A 16,595-nucleotide genomic window follows, 5' to 3' on the forward strand; every position below is an offset into this window, starting at 1 on the left:
GCTGTTAACGGAAGTTTTTAATATCTTAGAACAATACTCTTCGTCCCATTGTGAAAGACACAGATAGTAACGAAAGAGACATGCCGAAGTGGTTTGCGACCCAGTACTTATTTTCCTGTCAGCCAACTCCATACTCCCTGGAGGGGTAATATTTCGTAGCTCTTTATTATGTCCGTTGAGTGATGATAATCTTTTGCCACGCGGTCCATACGTTATCCTCTGATAGCAGGGCTAGATGAAATAGTTAATAGTGTAAAAGGCAGCAAGGCTTAGCAAGACGGCGCTGACGATGTTCTTAATGTAAAATGAAATAACGATGCTGATCAGTGCGCCCAGAAAATACGGGTTATTAGGGAATTCCCTTATGGTGCCATGCTCCATGAGTATAATTGGGCCGCATATCGCAGTCATGAGGCATGGTGCAGAATACTTAAGCGCCCGGTTGACAAAGTTAGGTATTTTTAATGGTACGTTAGGTTCAAGAAAGATATAACGATTACAAAACACAATTGTTGCCAGTGCTAAAATAAGAAACCAACTCATCTTCTATCCTTATTGAGTTATTCTTGAGATTGCTCTTCATTCAGTAGTACAGATGCCAGTACTGCAGAGAACATGCCGCAGAGCCCGGAGATGACAATGGCGCCCTCTAGTTGCCAATAGCTAAGAAGCATGGAGAGCAACAGTGAAACAGCGACACTAACCAGGGTGCTCATTTTTTTCACCATAGGTACCACAATGGTGATAAAGGTTGCGACAATAGAGTAATCGAGATGGTATTTTTCAAGGTCCGGTACCGAGGAGGCCATTAAAATACCCATCAAACTGAACGCATTCCAAGAGAGGTAGAAAGTCAGTCCGGCACCGATTAAATAACTGGGTGTCAACTCAGATTCTTTGTTTTTTGTCTCGCTCAAGGCGAACAGCTCATCGGTGAGCAAAAAACCAATAGGAAGGCGGAGCTTAATCTTAAGATAGGACACAAACTCTCTGAGAGTGAGGCCGTATATGAAGTGCTGTGATGTGATGAAAAATACTGAAACAAGAATTGTAAATAAATTTGCTCCTGCCATTATCATGCCTAAGGTAACCAGCTGGGCCGCGCCGGCAAAAACAATGGCCGACATTGCTACGCTTTGCCAGAAGGTTAAACCGGCCTGTATTGCCATTGATCCCGCCAATATTCCCCATGGGATTACGGAAACGCACAGTGGAAGCATCTCAATAGCCCCACGCATAAACGATGAGCTCGAAGATGACTGTTCTGAAGGAGAGGAACAGGTGCCTGATTCAATCATTGCTTTTCTCACGGATTAGGTAAGTAAAAAGAGTAGGTAACATTAACGGTCGCGGAGTCGGCAGTATTGAATGATCTTGCTACTGGTAGTGAGATTAGGCGAATTCAGACTGAGTGAGCGGGTAGAGCGGTGGGTGGGGGCGGTCTGTGCTTGATTTGATGCCCTTGTCGTGACTGTCGTGAGGCGGTGGACTGTTGTGCTTCTTGGGTCGAACAACAACTTTTGTTTGTTTTCGAGGGGTCAGGCCTTGATGAATTCGCCGGGAGTCAGACCCACAGAATTTTTAAAATGGCGGTGGAAATGGCTTTGATCGGTAAAGCCACATAGGATGGCTGTGTCGAGGATGGTAGTGCCTTGACGCAGTAAGGCACGGGCTTTTCGAAGGCGCGCTTGTACCAGATAGGCGTGTGGTGTCATGCCAGCTACTGCCTTGAATTGCCTGAGAAAATGCCACTGGCTCAGACCTGCCAGCTCCGCGAGCTGTGTCAGTGTGTGCTCCTCTTGTGGGCAACAGTCCATCAACTCTTTAGCTAGAAGGATCGGTCGTGTAGTGGCTGGCAGCGCCGCCGGAGTTTTACGCGTTTTGCTGTAGCGCAGGCTCAGCAGCATGAGTGAAGAGAGCAGCAGGCTTTCTTTAAGCAAGTGATTGCCTTCTTTTCCCAGCATATCGAAGGTCAGTAGTAGCTGTGCCGACAGACCGGGATCGTGAATAACTGCATCGGGGAACCAAGGGATAAAATCTGTGTTGTCAGGTATTTGTCGCAGAATATTGCGTAGCATCTCTGGATGGGGATAGATGGCACGATAACCCCACCCTTGCTCTAGTTCTGAGCTACCAGTATGCACATCGTCTGCGTTGACAATGATGATGTCCCCGCGCGGGGCAACGTGCTCTGTCCCTGAACGGTAAAATCGCTGTGCTCCCTGATCGATAACGCCAATGCAGAAAGTGTCATGGACATGCCGAGCAAAGCGCTGCTTGTAATAGCGTGCCTGAAGCATATCAACGCCACCTAGTGCATCGATCCGTTGGAAATGAGTCTTTTCTTTCATTTTTATCTCTGCTGTAACGGTATCAACCCGTGGTTTTTGCATAAAAGTGCTACTTCCAATTTAATGGTATCTGAAGTTTCCTTGGGTTCTCTTCGTGAATCGAGGGTGTGACTCATTGGGTTCTTTTTGCCTGATTGCAAGATGCAAAAAATTATGACGTCGTATTAACTTACCAAATAGTCATTTGGTGATAGGTAAGTGTACCTCTCGAGTGGCCTTGTATGAAGCCATCCTGACATGATTTAGTCTGGGCCAAGTGAGCTTTCGTATAAACATGACATCAAACTGAAGTGGGTCGGGACGATCCTGACCTCTGCTTCATTATCCAGACCACCCTGAGCGTGGATGAGACTTCTGACGTGATCGATGCGCTGCGCAAGCACTTCCCCAAGATCCAGGGGCCGCGCAAGGACGATATCTGCTACGCCACCCAGAACCGTCAGGATGCGGTGCGGGAGATGGCGGGGCTGGTGGACGCCATGCTGGTGGTGGGATCTCGCAACTCTTCCAACTCCAACCGTCTGCGGGAGCTGGCCGAGAAGGTGGGCGCCAGAGCCTATCTTATCGACGATGCGTCGATGATTGAGGCGAGCTGGCTGGAAGGGGTGAAGGCGATCGGAGTTACTGCCGGCGCATCCGCCCCTGAGGTGCTGGTGCAAAACGTGATTGCCCGCCTGCGGGAGCTGGGTGGCAAGGTGGTTGCCGAGCATCCTGGCCGTGAAGAGAACGTAGTCTTTGAGGTTCCTCCCGAACTTAGAATAATTTGAGTGCAGCCAGGAAGGCTTAAGAATAAAGTGTGTTGATAATGACGCCGGGTTTGTTCAAGAGACAGGCTCGGCGTTAAACTTATGAAGCAGTCTGTCACCAAGGATGGGATATGATTGGATACTTTCGTGGCTTTTCTCTTATTGAGTTGATGATTGTCATCGCCATCGTGGCGATTCTTGGCACTATCGCTTATCCCGCCTATCAGCAATATGTGCTGACCAGTCATCGCGTCGAAGCCAAGAGCATGCTGTTGAATGCGGCCAATCGGCAAGAAACCTATTTTATGGATTTCAATCAGTATGCATCCTCTGCTGCTGCTCTTGGTATCAGTAGTGTATCTGAGAATGGCCTGTATCAATTATCCATTGCCGTATCAGGCAACACCTACACCTTGTCAGCCAGTGCTGGCGCGGCGACAGCCCAAGCCAAAGATACCGATTGCACGGTGTTTTCCATTAATCAGTTGGGTGTCAAAAGTGCCTCTGGTGCAGCTAGCAATAGCTGTTGGGAATAGCCATGGCCATTCGTGTTTCATCACATGAGAGGGGATTCAGCCTGCTGGAGGTGATGATAGCGGCAGTAGTGTTGTCATTTGGCTTGCTGGGACTGGTTGCTATGCAGGCTCAGTCTAAGTTTTCCGGATATGAAGCCCGACAGCGCACAATAGCCAGCTGGTTGGCTAACGATATGGTTGAGAGGCTCAGAGTCAACCGTGGAGCCTGGGAGTCGCAAGCTAACAATACCTGGATTGTCAGCGCAGGCACTTCATCATTGCCATCCTGCGCTAATGAAAATGGCACTATGAGCAGCTGTAGCGATGCTCAGTTACGGGCTCTCGATCTCTATTATTGGCGACAGTCATTAATGGGAAGTGCTGCTTCGGGGGCCGGAGCAACATTACAAAATCCCACCGGCTGCATTATCAAGGGAGCCAGCAATGCATTGACGGTCTCAATTTTTTGGGCTGGACGTGAATCATCTCATGATGGGGCAAATGGCGTTGCATCAGCGATTACGACGGCATGTGGAATTGCAGGTGTTGATTTAACGAGGCGTCAGTTTGTTCTGATGACGACGCTATGAAACATCATGGGTTTACGCTGGTTGAATGGCTCATCGCAATGGTGATTGGTGTTTTTCTGCTCGGTGGGGTGATGAGTATTTTTGTGGCCTCACGCGCTACCACCAATGAGTCCTTCGATCAGAGTGAGCTGCTCGAAAATGGTCGAATTGCCATGCGTCTCATCACTCAGGATTTACGCTGGGCCGGGTTTTGGGGGGATTTCACGGGGGGGGCTTTGATTGCGGGTGATGAGCTCACTTTGTCTGCTGATGCTACCGTGACAAATGACTGTCTGGATGAGAGAAATGAAGGGAGTCTACCCTCCAACCTTTTTCCAGTACGCCCGCTGTGGGTTACTCATATCAGTGCTGCAGGCACCATGAGTGGTTTTGCCTGTATCTCATCCTCTACTCGCGTTGCCGGCTCAGATGTCATCAGTATCAAGCGCCTGATTGGCAATCCGGTGACAGGAGGACTGGATGCCAATCGTTTCTATATGGCCACCAATACTCAACAGGCTCATTTATTCAGAGGTAATGAGACTGCGCCTTCCGAGGCGGCCATGCCGATGCGTCAGATTTGGGAGTACCAGCATCATGTCTATTACCTCTCGCCTAATGGTCGTGGTGGTTTTGAACTGCGCAAGCGTATCCTCACTGCTGATGGCGGTTCTTGGTTGATATCTGGGGCTTTGGTTGATGGTATTGAACGGATGGTGCTGTTGTTTGGGGTCGATACCAGCAATGTGCCGGATGGTCGTGTAGACAAGTTTTCCGCCATAGATGCAGTCACCTCGCAAGAGTGGGGCGAGGGGCGGGTCATCGCAGTCCGTGTTTTTTTGCTTGTGCGCTCGCTGCAGGCATCCAGTCGCTATACCAACAACAATGTCTATCAACTGGGAGATATCAGCGTGGCTGGCAATGGGGATGGGTTTCGACGCTTATTGCTGGAAAGTACTGTGGTATTGCGTAATCCCATGGTGATGGCGGGAGGTGGGTAGTGAAGCATTCACGTGGCGTTGCATTGATCGTGGCGCTGGTGATTCTGGCCCCTTTGACTTTGATTGCCGTGGTGTTGATGCAATCTGGGGGCATGGATTTACGTGCTAGTGGAGCGGCGGCGGCGTTACAGCAAGTCGAACACAGAGTAGAGGGCATCATAGGTGGCGCTATGCAGCAAGCAGGGCTTGCTACCCAGATTGCTCAGATGCCTTCGGTTTCGACGGCAACGTCAACAGTGAGTGGCTCTATGGGTAACGCCACCATGCAATATAGAAGTGAAACAGTGTGCAAGCGCCGATTTGACGCGACCAGCAAGAACGTCATACCAGCCTGCCGTTATGTAGAGCTCGAGGCAAGCCAAGCGTACGGAAAACAGGGGCGTCCTATGACGTGGACGGTTGGAGTCGAACAGCCATTGTTAAAGACGGCTGAATAGGAGCGACAGCGATGTTACATCATGGAAAACTGTGGCTGATGGCCCTGTGTGCACTTAGTGTGCCAGCTGTCGCCAGCGATGCTTACTCGGATGATACCGAACTGTTCATCTATGACTTCTCGAAAGCGGGAGATTATCGGCCCAAGGTGCTGATTATCTTCGACAACTCTGGCAGTATGGCCGAAACCATGGAGCTGGAGCGGGAAAAGTATAATCCTGCCACTGTCTACCCAGCGCTGAACCGGGATCCTGATACCAGTAACTCGCTTAATTATATCTATTATTCGACCGATGGTTCTGTGCCCGCCATCAATAGTTCTCGGCGTTTTCGCGACAGCATCAATGCTTGCGCCTCATCAAAGACCCCCCTAAGCACGGTCGGTTATTTTCAGTCCCAAGTCTGGACGTATGTCTATTCAAGTTATCGCAATGGATTACCTCGTCAGGGGGATTGGGAGACCATCTCTGGCAAGTACGAAGATGACATCACCATTGTCGACTGCAAGCAGGATATTCAGAACCGCAATCCAGCCAATCCTTTCAACGGAACGCTGGTGGTGGGGGCGGTCGGCGATGGTTATCCGGTCGACAAAACCAGCAACACTCGCGGCGAGTGGTATTACACAGCTAATGCGAATAATGCCACATCGGGTAGCAATACCAGTGTAACTCTCTACACTGCCAACTATATCCGCTGGTATTACGGGCCGACGGGTTATGCCGTTGAATCACGCTTGCGTATCGCCAAGGATGCGGTCAAGTCGGTGATCTCCTCCACTCCTGGGGTTGATTTCGGCTTGGCCATCTTCAATACCAACAATAGTACCAGTACCAATGGTGGCAGAGTGGTACGTCGCATCCTCAGTAACGACGATATTGTCGGCACCATTACTGCCGAACAGGACTTGCTCAATACTGTGGAAGACCTGTCGGCTACGACCAATACGCCATTATGTGAAACCCTCTATGAAGCCTACCGTTTCTATGGAGGGCAATCTGTACTTTATGGCAAGCAAGGTGGTACGCGGGACAAGCTTGCTGAAGATCCGGAAGGTACTTACACCTCGCCTTATGACAAATGTTCAAATAATGGCTATGTCATCTATGTCACTGATGGTGCTCCGACCAGCGATACGGCTGCTGATAGTGCAGTAAAAGCGTTGACGGATTCGCTAAGCCCAGATGAACGGGCTGCCTACGGCTCAACAGTGGGATATGGTTCCGGCACTTCCAAGAGCTATCTGGCAGCGATGGCTGGCTACATGAAGAACAAGGATGTAAATACTTCATCGCCCGGCAAGCAGACTGTTACCACGTTTACCGTGGGATTTGGTGATGACGCGATCTCTGGGGCGGGCAATCTGCTGGCAGAAACGGCGAGACGTGGAGGCGGTCAATATTACCCTGCGGTCAGTGCTGAAGCTCTCACTCAGGCGTTGCGATCTTCCCTGTTAGCCATTTTGCGGATAAACACCTCTCTGGTGTCGCCAGCTATCACCACTAACAACTTTGACCGGACTCGCAGCCTCAATAATATCTATTACGCCATGTTCGAGCCTGATACTGGGCCGCGCTGGAAGGGTAACCTGAAGAAGCTGGTTTTGTCTGGTGATGGGTATGTGGCAGATGTTAACGGTTTGCCCGCCATCAAGGTAGATGGTTCCATTCTGGATCAGGCTCAGACCTATTGGTCATCGGAACGGGATGGCAATCTGGTTGCCAAGGGCGGCGTGCAGTCCATGTTGGCAGAGAAGACCAATCGCAATCTTTATGTGATCAATACGGTTGCATCGCCCAAGCGATTGGATGCCTTTAACAAAGCCAATTTGGTGTCGATCGCAGGCTCTGCCGACAACTTGGCCAGCTACATGCGGTTGGCCAGTGCCACCGAGCTTGACGGACAGATCGACTGGACAAAAGGTGTCGATGTGGACGATGAAGATTATGATGCCAGTACCACCATTCGGCCATACATAGTGGGAGACCCCCTGCACTCTCGTCCATTGGTGGTCAATTATGGTTGCTCCATTGCTTCAGGCCAGAGCACCTGTACCCCTGACTTGCGGATCCTGATGGGAACCAATGCTGGTTTCCTGCATATGTTCAAAGATCTCGGTAGTACGGTTGATGAAAGCTGGGCCATGATCCCCTATGAGCTGTTGCCCAGGCAAGAAGCTCTACGTCTCAATGCCGAGTCTGGCGATCATATCTACGGTGTTGATGCTTCACCGGTTGCTTTGATCAAGGATGCCAACAGGAATGGTGTTATCAAGGCATCAGAGGGAGACTTTGTCTGGCTGCTTTTCGGTTTGCGAGGGGGTGGTAGTAGCTACTATGCGCTCGATATTACCAATCCAGATGCCCCCAGCTTGAAATGGACGATCAATAGTCAGACTGCGGGCTTCTCATTACTGGGGGAAACCTGGTCAGTACCGGAGGTGGCTTATATTCCTTGGGATGCTCCTCCGAGCAACAAGCGATTGGTGATGGTTTTTTCCGGTGGTTACGATGCCAATAAGAGTAAAGTCGGGATAGGTAGCTCTGACAGCAAGGGTATGGGCGTCTACATGGTCGATGCCGATAGTGGTGCTCTTGTGTTCAGCGCAACACCTGAAGCTGGCTCCAGTACCAACAAGCAGGTGACTGCGATGGTTGATAGCATGCCGGGGTCAGTTTCCACTCTAGACAGTGATGGTGATGGGAAAACTGACCGAATTTATGCTGGTGATACAGGCGGCAATATCTGGCGCCTGGATATGCCTTCAACCAGTACTAGCTCCTGGAGTATTTTCAAGTTTGCCAGTCTTGGGTCTGATGATGTACAGGCTAATGACCGCCGCTTTTTCACTCAGCCTGTATTGGTACGTACTATAAACAAGCAAGTGACCAAGACGGTAATTAGTGGCGAAGATTATTTCTCGTTCAAAGATAGGCCATTCGATGCAGTGCTGATTGGTTCTGGTGATCGAAACCGCCCATCGTCCGAGTCTACCGTGCAAAACGCCTATTTTATGTTGCGTGACTACGGGGTAGTTACCAAGAGTTATAACACTGCTGCTCCAGCCCCTATCACGATGACGGACTTGTATGACGTATCGGTTGATCCTCTGGCTGGTGTCACGGACACCAATGACCTGCTTAGTTTGAGAGCTGCCATTACCAGTAAATTGGGTTGGAAATATTGGCTAGCCGAGTCAGGAGAGAAGTCGATGGGGTCTGGGGTTGTGCTGCAAGGCAAGCTCTATTTCACCTCTTTTTTGCCGCAGGTTCAGTCATTCGAGGAGTGTACGATTCAGTCGATAGGCGCCATGCGGCAGTATATGGTCGACATGCATTACGGTACCTCTTTCAAATATGTGGTGGATCAGGATGGTAATGAAATCCCGGAACGCTATGTGGAAGTCAATAACAAGGTGGCCGATGATCTAGTGATCCATGCTGGTGATGATTCAAAGATCCGGATTATTGGTGGTGCCCCGGGTGAAGAGGTGATTCTCAAAGACGAAGGAGAAGGGGTTCCTGAGCGCTGTACCGGCGAGGGGGAGTGTTCGGAAGGGGCGGAGGAGGCTGAAATGGATATGACGCCCAAGAAAATATACCTGTATGAGGATGAGTCACAATGAAAATGATCCTCTGGCTGATGGCGTTGTTAAATGCAGTCAATGTCTATGCTGTCGTGGATAGAAAATGCTATGTCGAGTTGGCAAATGATACCTATGTCGTTATTCAGGGAACGATAAAGGATAGCCAGAGTGCTGAAATCGTCTTTCAAAAGAAAGGGTTTGAACTGAATGGGCAACTTCTGATGGTGAAGAGAGTTATCGAGTGTCAGCCAACCGAACAGCCATTCAATCTTGAGGCTGCGCAACGGCAAGAGAAACTGCAGCCAAGATAGTGGTCAAGGGCAAATGCTGGTGGTTTCGGATTTACTGCTGCGACCTGATGCTGCGATTACAACATCAACTCTGGGTTCTTCGCTGATGCAGACTCTTACGGTCATATTGGTACCTAGGCTGGTTCCATCAGCGGCAAACAAGACTCGGGGTCTGGTTGAACTGATGGTGGCATCAGGAGTAAAAGCTGGTGTGCGCGCGAGTTCTACTTCCCCTTCGTCCAGCTCGGCATTACCGTCATCATCGATGAAAACCAATAATTGAACCGGATCCTGTTCAACACACTCGTTATCGTTGTTTATTAGGCATGCGGTGACAGTTTGCTGGTCACTGATAGCTTGGGTGCGGGCAAAGCGCAGGAGCTTAATCAACCGCTCGCTTTCATAGTTAGCCGTGCTGTCTTTAAGCAGAGAGCCCAAAGAAGGAATACCAATCCCCAACAGAATGACGCCCAGTGCAATGGCTATCATCAACTCCATCAGGGTAAATCCGGCGTTTTTCATATCTGCGAAGGCCTGTCGTTCCGTGACTATGTACAGCTTATCCTTCCCGCTGGTTGCTGTCACACGGTTACGCCTGTCTTGAACTGGCAGATTGCCCCCCTTTTCTTTATCATTCCCCATCATTTTCGAATTCAAGATGCATCGCCATGGCAAAAGCCCTCTCTCTGATGCTTGCCCAGTTGAATCTGACGGTAGGCGCCATCGAAGATAACACTGACAAAGTGCTCGCTGCGGCAGCTCAGGCCGAGCAGCAAGGTGCCGATCTGCTGGTCTGCTCCGAGCTGGCCCTCACCGGCTATCCACCGGAAGATCTACTGCTGCGCGCCGATCTGATGATCCGGGTCGAAGCCGCGTTGGCTCGTGTTGCCGAATGGCAGGGCAACTGTGCCATTTTGGTCGGGCATCCCTGGCGTGAAGGGGAGTCACTCTATAACGCCGCCTCCCTCTATGAGCAGGGCAAGCTGATTGCTCGTTACTTCAAGCAGGACTTGCCCAACTACGGCGTGTTTGATGAGAAGCGCTACTTCACCGCGGCGACCGAGACCTGCGTGGTGCCGTTCCGTGGTCACCAGCTGGGCCTGCTCATCTGCGAAGACCTCTGGCAGCCGGGGCCGGCGCTGGCCGCCAAGGCCGCGGGGGCCGAGCTGCTGCTCACCATCAATGCGTCGCCATACGATCAGGATAAACCCTGGATCCGCCGCGAACTGATGGCCGAGCGCTGCGATCAGACCGGTCTGCCGCTGGTCTACCTCAATCAGGTGTGCGGTCAGGATGAGCTGATTTTCGACGGCTGCTCCAAGGTGTTCAGCAGCCAGGGCGAGTTGACTCACAAGCTGGCCCCGTTTGCCGAAGAGCTGGCGCTGGTACGCTTTGTTGATGGCCAGCCGGTGAAGGAGCGGGAACCCGCTGCACCGCTGGAGCCGTTGGCCGAGACCTATCAGGCGCTGGTGCTGGCGGTGCGCGACTACGTTACCAAGAACGGTTTCCACGGCGCTGTGCTGGGTCTCTCCGGTGGGATCGACTCGGCGCTGACGTTGGCCATCGCGGCTGATGCCATCGGGGCCGACAAGGTGCAGGCGGTGATGATGCCGTTCCGCTACACAGCACAGATGAGTGTGGAAGATGCCAAGGAGCAGGCCGAGCGGATGGGGGTTGAGTTCAACATCATCTCCATCGAGCCGATGTTCGAAGGATTTATGACCCAGCTGGCGCCGTTGTTTGAAGGTACCGCTCGCGATACGACTGAAGAGAACCTGCAGGCCCGCTGCCGCGGCGTGCTGCTGATGGCGCTCTCCAACAAACGTCGTCGTATCGTGCTGACCACTGGCAACAAGAGTGAAATGGCGGTCGGCTATGCCACTCTGTACGGTGACATGGCCGGTGGCTTCGACGTGCTGAAAGATGTGCCCAAGACGCTGGTGTTCAAGTTGTGCGAATATCGCAACTCGGTCGACTATGTGATCCCGCAGCGGGTTATCGACCGTCCTCCTTCAGCGGAACTGGCACCGGATCAGGTGGATCAGGACAGCCTGCCGCCATACGACATCTTGGATGCCATCCTCAAGCGTTACGTGGAAGAGGATGCGTCCGTGGCCGACATGGTGGCCGAAGGGTTCGAGGAAGCGGTGGTGCGCAAGGTGATACGCTTGGTGGATCTCAACGAATACAAGCGCCGTCAGGCGGCGGTCGGGCCCCGCATTACGGCTCGCAACTTTGGTAAGGATCGCCGTTACCCCATTACATCCGGGTTCGGCAAACAGAACTGGTAAGGAGTCACCATGAAGAAGATTGAAGCCATCATCAAACCGTTCAAGCTGGACGATGTGCGCGAGGCCCTGGCCGAGATCGGCATCAACGGCATGACTGTATCCGAAGTCAAAGGCTTCGGCCGCCAGAAGGGCCATACCGAGCTCTATCGCGGCGCCGAATATATGGTCGACTTCCTGCCGAAAGTGAAGGTGGAGCTAGTGGTGCAGGATGAGGATCTCGACGCCTGTCTGGAAGCGATCCAGAACACCGCCCGTACCGGTAAGATTGGTGATGGCAAGATCTTCGTCTGCGAGGTGGAGCGTGTCATTCGTATCCGTACCGGCGAAGAGAACGAAGACGCGATCTGACCTTGGCTATCTCTTTACCTGACCAGCGGCGTGAAGTGCGGCCTCATTTGATGGGGTGGATGCGTTTTGCTGTGGTCGCCAGCCTGTTGGCGGGCCTGACTGCCTGTAGTACCCGTCCACCGGCTCAGCCGGAGAATCTGTGCCAGATCTTTCGCGAGAAGCCGGACTGGCACAAGGCCGCGCTCAAGATGAACGAGAAGTGGGGGACGCCGATCCATGTGGTGATGGCCATGATGTATCAGGAGTCCTCTTACGTACATGATGCCCAGCCGCCGATGCAGTATTTCCTCTTCATCCCGACCGGGCGGGCCAGTTCGGCTTATGGTTATGCTCAGGTCAAAGATGAAACCTGGGCGGATTACCAGCGGGAAACCGGCAACAGCTGGAGTGACCGCGATGACTTTGCCGACGCCATCGATTTTATGGGTTGGTACACTAACAAGGCCCAGCGGCTAAATGGCACCTCCAAGTGGGATGCCTATGGCCAGTACCTCAACTATCACGAAGGGTGGGGTGGCTACCGGCGTGGCAGCTATCGCAGCAAGGGGTGGTTGATGAAGACCTCTCGCAAAGTGGAAGCTCGCGCCCAGCGCTACGGCGCCCAGTACCGTCAATGCAAGGATCAGCTCTCCCGTGGGGGCTGGTTCTGGTAACCAAATCAGGAGTCAGAAATGCCGTTATTGGACAGTTTTACCGTTGACCACACCCGTATGGAAGCGCCAGCGGTGCGTGTGGCCAAGACCATGCAGACCCCGAACAAGGACACCATTACCGTGTTCGACCTGCGTTTCTGCGTACCGAATCAGGAGATCCTCTCCGAGCGCGGTATCCATACGCTGGAGCACCTGTTCGCCGGTTTCATGCGTGATCATCTGAACGGCAACGGCGTGGAGATCATCGACATCTCCCCCATGGGTTGCCGTACCGGCTTCTACATGAGCCTGATCGGCGCGCCGGACGAGGCCCGTGTCGGTGCCGCCTGGCAAGCAGCCATGAGCGATGTGCTGACCGTGCAGGATCAGGCCAAGATCCCCGAGCTGAACGAGTATCAGTGCGGGACCTACAGCATGCATTCGCTGGAAGAGGCTCATGCCATCGCTCGCCATGTGCTGGAGCGTGGCATCGGCGTTAACCACAACGACGAGCTGGCCCTGCCGGAAGAGAAGCTGAAGAGCCTGTGAGGATGATGAGCTGTCGCTCATCGGATAACCTCTTCAGGGAATGTTAAAAGAGCCAGTCAGCCATGCTGACTGGCTCTTTCTATCTCGACCGACCGCAAAAATGGGGATGGCTTGCTCCCCTTGCCAACTCTGATTAGGATGGTTTTTGACCTGAACCTGTTGGCGGAGGTGCGACGATGAAAGGGGTATTGCTGCGTTGGCTGGCCCGTTACGATGCATGGTGTGAGGAGTGGGGGCTCACTCAGGAGAACCGGCGCTGCTGCACGCCGGTTCGTTATGATGATGATTCAAGCAAAGAGCGAGCTTGCGCAGAAGAGGCTGAACTCAATCAAAATTGCGGGTCACGGCACCAGTAACGCTGTTGTACTCGAAGCCGAGGCCGTTTTCATACTCTGAGTCAGCCGGGAAGCGACCCATCGAGTCGCGCAGGATATAGCGGCAGTTATCGTGGTGTAGTCCATTTTCAACCTGGCTGGGGATTTCAATTATTTGCGAGTAATAATCAGCTTTTTCCTCTAATTTCTTTGAGACTGTTTGGTCTGTGTCGAGGAGTGCCTCGAATAGGAGTTCGCAGTCGTTTATGCTGCTTACTGATATTTGCTCGCTAGTTCCTCCTGTAAAAATGACATCAATTCCTTGTATGTTGTAGTCTTCTTCTGTCCCCACAGGCCAGCCGTAGTGGTTGATATCCAGATCTTTCTTGCCCATCCCACTGAAGTTATACAGTGCGAGGTCTTGTCCCTGAACTTTCACCGCCCAGCCAGCATGAGCCAACTGAACTGCACCGGCAAAGCTGCCTGCGGTCGCCGAGACCGTGCTTTTCAGGGCATCATCCTTGATATTGATAAAGCGGGGCAGGGCGGTGACGGCCAGGATCCCCAGCACTATGATCACCAGCACCAGTTCAATCAGGGTAAAGCCGTTGTTTCTGTTGTTCATCATGTTCAATGACCCATTAAATACCGCAAACAGGTGTGAGTGATATGCAGCTGATAGATACCCATTGCCATCTCGACTTTCCGGTGTTCGACCAGGACAGGGAGGCACTGCTGGCCCGTTGTCGGGCATTGGGGGTGACGGAGTATATCATTCCTGCCATCGCAGAGGATAACTGGACTCGTGTGATGGCACTGGCAGAGCAACATGACGGCCTCTTTTATGGTCTGGGCATTCATCCCTGGTATACCGGTGAGCAGCGTGAGGGGGTGATGGAGCGGCTGCGAACGCTGGTAATGAGCCAGCCTGCCGGGCTGGTGGCCATAGGCGAGTGCGGGCTGGACCTCCGTTCTCACGTGCCGCAGGAGGGGCAGCTTGCGCTGTTTGAGGCTCAGATCCGGCTGGCTGCCGATGTCGGGCTTCCCCTGATGATCCACTCGGTGCGCGCCAATGACACTGTGGCCAAGCTGTTGCGCCGCTTCAAGCCGCCACGTGGCGGGGTGATCCATGCTTTCAGCGGTTCGTTGCAGCAGGCGGAGGCCTTCTGGCAACTGGGCTTTCGACTCGGGGTGGGCGGGGTAATCAGTTTTGAACGGGCGAACAAGACGCGAGAGGTATTTCGGGCCATGCCGCTCGAGGCCCTGGTGCTGGAAACCGATTCGCCCGATATGCCCTTACAAGGTGAGCAAGGCACCCGGAATACCCCGGAAGCGCTGCCGAAAATAGCGGAAATATTGATGACCTTGCGGGAGGAATCATCAGCGGATGTTACCAAGGTGTTATTTGAAACTGCCCGGCATATTTTCCATCACGACCAATAGCCATGAAACAAATTTGCAACACCTGATTTAGTTGTCAGGAAAAAAAATGAGCGTAAAAATCGTTTGCTGTCTAATTTTGTGACACTTGGACATTTTGATAACGATAAAATGTGACCAGCATTCTATTTTATCGGACTTTAATTAGTATAATGCGCTCCCCTTGATTAGTTGGGTTTAATAACAACTCGCTAACAAGCCAGGTGCTACTAGAGGAAGATAATAATGAATTTGTTCATGGGTCTGGTAGGGATGGCGACGCTCGTCCTTATCGCGGTGCTGTTCTCCAGCAATCGCAAGGCAATCAACGTCCGTACCGTTGTCGGTGCGTTCGCAATTCAAGCCGGTCTGGGGGCATTTGTTCTCTATGTTCCGGTTGGTCGCGATATCCTGGTCGGCGTGTCCGACGCGGTATCCAGCGTGATCAGCTACGGCCAGAACGGGATCGACTTCCTGTTTGGCGGTCTGGTCAGCAACAAGATGTTTGAAGTGTTCGGTGGCGGCGGCTTTGTCTTTGCCTTCCGTGTTCTGCCGGTCATCATCTTCTTCTCTTCCCTGATTGCAGTGCTCTATTACCTGGGCATCATGCAGATGGTCATCAAGTTGCTGGGCGGCGGTCTGCAGAAAGTATTGGGTACTTCCCGCACCGAATCCCTCTCTGCAACTGCCAACATCTTCGTCGGTCAGACCGAAGCGCCGCTGGTGGTTCGTCCTTACATCGCCAAGATGACTGACTCCGAGCTGTTCGCCGTCATGTGTGGTGGTCTGGCTTCCGTTGCCGGTTCCGTACTGGCCGGTTACGCCTCCATGGGCGTGAAGATGGAGTACCTGATTGCTGCCTCCTTCATGGCTGCACCGGGTGGTCTGCTGTTCGCCAAGCTGCTGGTTCCCGAGACCGAGACCCCGAACTACGACGAGAGCTCTGCCGATGCCGAGCTGGATGACAAGCCTGCCAACGTCATTGACGCTGCTGCTGCTGGCGCTTCTGCCGGTATGCAACTGGCCCTGAACGTCGGCGCCATGCTGCTGGCCTTCATCGGTCTGATCGCCATGATCAACGGCATCTTCTCCGGTGTGGGTGGCTGGTTCGGTTATCCGCAACTCTCTCTGGAACTGCTGCTGGGCTGGATCTTCTCCCCGCTGGCCTTCCTGATCGGTGTGCCCTGGAATGAAGCAGTGGTTGCCGGTTCCTTCATCGGTCAGAAGCTGGTAGTGAACGAGTTCGTGGCTTACCTGAACTTCGCTCCGTACCTGAAAGACGAAGTGCTGATCAACGGTGTGGCCATGTCCGATCACACCAAGGCGATCATCTCCTTCGCGCTGTGTGGTTTTGCCAACCTCTCCTCTGTTGCCATCCTGCTGGGTGGTCTGGGGTCCATGGCACCGAACCGCCGCGGCACCATTGCACGCTTTGGTCTGAAAGCCGTACTGGCTGGCTCTCTGTCCAACCTGATGTCTGCCACTATCGCAGGCTTCTTCCTGGCATTGTCCGGCATGTAATCGCCGCCTGACTGACAGGGTATAAACA

At 52.7% G+C, this 16,595-nt stretch carries 17 protein-coding genes and 1 pseudogene; 13 read left to right on the forward strand and 5 right to left on the reverse strand.

Annotated features, from left to right (window positions below; genetic code table 11):
• Positions 1-231: 231 nt before the first annotated feature.
• The 3 genes from ACB040_RS07900 to ACB040_RS07910 all read right to left on the reverse strand — a co-directional run bounded on the left by ACB040_RS07900 (position 232) and on the right by ACB040_RS07910 (position 2,393).
• Positions 232-543: an AzlD domain-containing protein gene (locus ACB040_RS07900; RefSeq protein ID WP_338772571.1), complete on the reverse strand. Its 312-nt coding sequence runs from the start codon at positions 541-543 to the stop codon at positions 232-234.
• 17 nt (positions 544-560) lie between these two features.
• Positions 561-1,298: an AzlC family ABC transporter permease gene (locus ACB040_RS07905; protein WP_338772569.1), complete on the reverse strand. Its 738-nt coding sequence runs from the start codon at positions 1,296-1,298 to the stop codon at positions 561-563.
• Between the two features lie 240 nt (positions 1,299-1,538).
• Complete coding sequence (locus ACB040_RS07910; protein ID WP_338772567.1) at positions 1,539-2,393, reverse strand: AraC family transcriptional regulator; 855 nt, start codon at positions 2,391-2,393, stop codon at positions 1,539-1,541.
• 254 nt (positions 2,394-2,647) lie between these two features.
• On the opposite strand from ACB040_RS07910, the pseudogene ispH reads away from it, so the two are divergent.
• The 7 genes and pseudogenes from ispH to tapY2 form a co-directional block, all read left to right on the forward strand.
• Positions 2,648-3,118 (forward strand): annotated as a pseudogene (gene ispH, locus ACB040_RS07915) (4-hydroxy-3-methylbut-2-enyl diphosphate reductase); the annotation flags it as partial.
• Positions 3,119-3,228: 110 nt separating this feature from the next.
• Positions 3,229-3,633 carry a type IV pilin protein gene (locus ACB040_RS07920; RefSeq protein ID WP_151286217.1) on the forward strand — a complete coding sequence of 135 codons (405 nt, stop codon included), beginning with the start codon at positions 3,229-3,231 and terminating at the stop codon, positions 3,631-3,633.
• A 2-nt stretch (positions 3,634-3,635) separates the two neighbouring features.
• Positions 3,636-4,202 (forward strand): type IV pilus modification protein PilV, encoded by a 567-nt coding sequence (gene pilV, locus ACB040_RS07925; RefSeq protein WP_338772566.1) that lies wholly within the window; start codon positions 3,636-3,638, stop codon positions 4,200-4,202.
• The gene (tppC, locus tag ACB040_RS07930) at positions 4,199-5,182 is read left to right on the forward strand and encodes a type IVa pilus pseudopilin TppC (RefSeq protein WP_005340454.1); all 984 of its coding nucleotides are present in this window, start codon (positions 4,199-4,201) and stop codon (positions 5,180-5,182) included. The genes pilV and tppC overlap by 4 nt, the downstream gene beginning before the upstream one ends.
• Positions 5,182-5,619: a type IVa pilus pseudopilin TppD gene (gene tppD / locus ACB040_RS07935; protein ID WP_021230970.1), complete on the forward strand. Its 438-nt coding sequence runs from the start codon at positions 5,182-5,184 to the stop codon at positions 5,617-5,619. Before tppC ends, tppD begins: the two co-directional genes overlap by 1 nt.
• A gap of 11 nt (positions 5,620-5,630) precedes the next feature.
• Positions 5,631-9,242, forward strand: coding sequence for a PilC/PilY family type IV pilus protein (locus ACB040_RS07940; protein WP_338772565.1), 3,612 nt, complete (start codon positions 5,631-5,633; stop codon positions 9,240-9,242).
• On the forward strand, positions 9,239-9,514 hold the full coding sequence (tapY2, locus tag ACB040_RS07945) for a type IVa secretion system protein TapY2 (protein WP_069529597.1): 276 nt from the start codon (positions 9,239-9,241) through the stop codon (positions 9,512-9,514). The genes ACB040_RS07940 and tapY2 overlap by 4 nt, the downstream gene beginning before the upstream one ends.
• Before the next feature lie 3 nt (positions 9,515-9,517).
• On the opposite strand, the gene ACB040_RS07950 is transcribed toward tapY2, so the two are convergent.
• Positions 9,518-10,150: a GspH/FimT family pseudopilin gene (locus ACB040_RS07950; protein WP_338772564.1), complete on the reverse strand. Its 633-nt coding sequence runs from the start codon at positions 10,148-10,150 to the stop codon at positions 9,518-9,520.
• A gap of 11 nt (positions 10,151-10,161) precedes the next feature.
• Here ACB040_RS07950 and ACB040_RS07955 point away from each other — a divergent pair, with 11 nt between their 5' ends.
• From ACB040_RS07955 to luxS, 4 genes are read left to right on the forward strand one after another with little or no spacing between them, the layout of a single operon-like run.
• Positions 10,162-11,784 (forward strand): NAD+ synthase, encoded by a 1,623-nt coding sequence (locus ACB040_RS07955; protein ID WP_338772563.1) that lies wholly within the window; start codon positions 10,162-10,164, stop codon positions 11,782-11,784.
• A gap of 9 nt (positions 11,785-11,793) precedes the next feature.
• Positions 11,794-12,132, forward strand: a complete 339-nt coding sequence (gene glnB, locus ACB040_RS07960) for a nitrogen regulatory protein P-II (RefSeq protein WP_005308848.1) — start codon at positions 11,794-11,796, stop codon at positions 12,130-12,132.
• A 59-nt stretch (positions 12,133-12,191) separates the two neighbouring features.
• Positions 12,192-12,785, forward strand: a complete 594-nt coding sequence (locus ACB040_RS07965; protein WP_272951253.1) for a hypothetical protein — start codon at positions 12,192-12,194, stop codon at positions 12,783-12,785.
• A gap of 18 nt (positions 12,786-12,803) precedes the next feature.
• On the forward strand, positions 12,804-13,313 hold the full coding sequence (gene luxS, locus ACB040_RS07970; protein ID WP_005340462.1) for an S-ribosylhomocysteine lyase: 510 nt from the start codon (positions 12,804-12,806) through the stop codon (positions 13,311-13,313).
• A gap of 324 nt (positions 13,314-13,637) precedes the next feature.
• Here luxS and tppF read toward each other — a convergent pair whose 3' ends face one another.
• Positions 13,638-14,255, reverse strand: coding sequence for a type IVa pilus pseudopilin TppF (gene tppF / locus ACB040_RS07975; RefSeq protein ID WP_371154076.1), 618 nt, complete (start codon positions 14,253-14,255; stop codon positions 13,638-13,640).
• 41 nt (positions 14,256-14,296) lie between these two features.
• Here tppF and ACB040_RS07980 point away from each other — a divergent pair, with 41 nt between their 5' ends.
• Both ACB040_RS07980 and ACB040_RS07985 read left to right on the forward strand, forming a co-directional pair.
• Entirely contained in the window at positions 14,297-15,070 is a 774-nt protein-coding gene (locus ACB040_RS07980; protein ID WP_371154078.1) for a TatD family hydrolase, read from the forward strand.
• Positions 15,071-15,292: 222 nt separating this feature from the next.
• On the forward strand, positions 15,293-16,567 hold the full coding sequence (locus tag ACB040_RS07985) for a NupC/NupG family nucleoside CNT transporter (protein WP_005340466.1): 1,275 nt from the start codon (positions 15,293-15,295) through the stop codon (positions 16,565-16,567).
• The last annotated feature ends 28 nt before the right edge of the window (positions 16,568-16,595 follow it).

The organism is Aeromonas sp. S11(2024), from assembly GCF_041402345.1.
Lineage (GTDB): Bacteria > Pseudomonadota > Gammaproteobacteria > Enterobacterales > Aeromonadaceae > Aeromonas > Aeromonas veronii.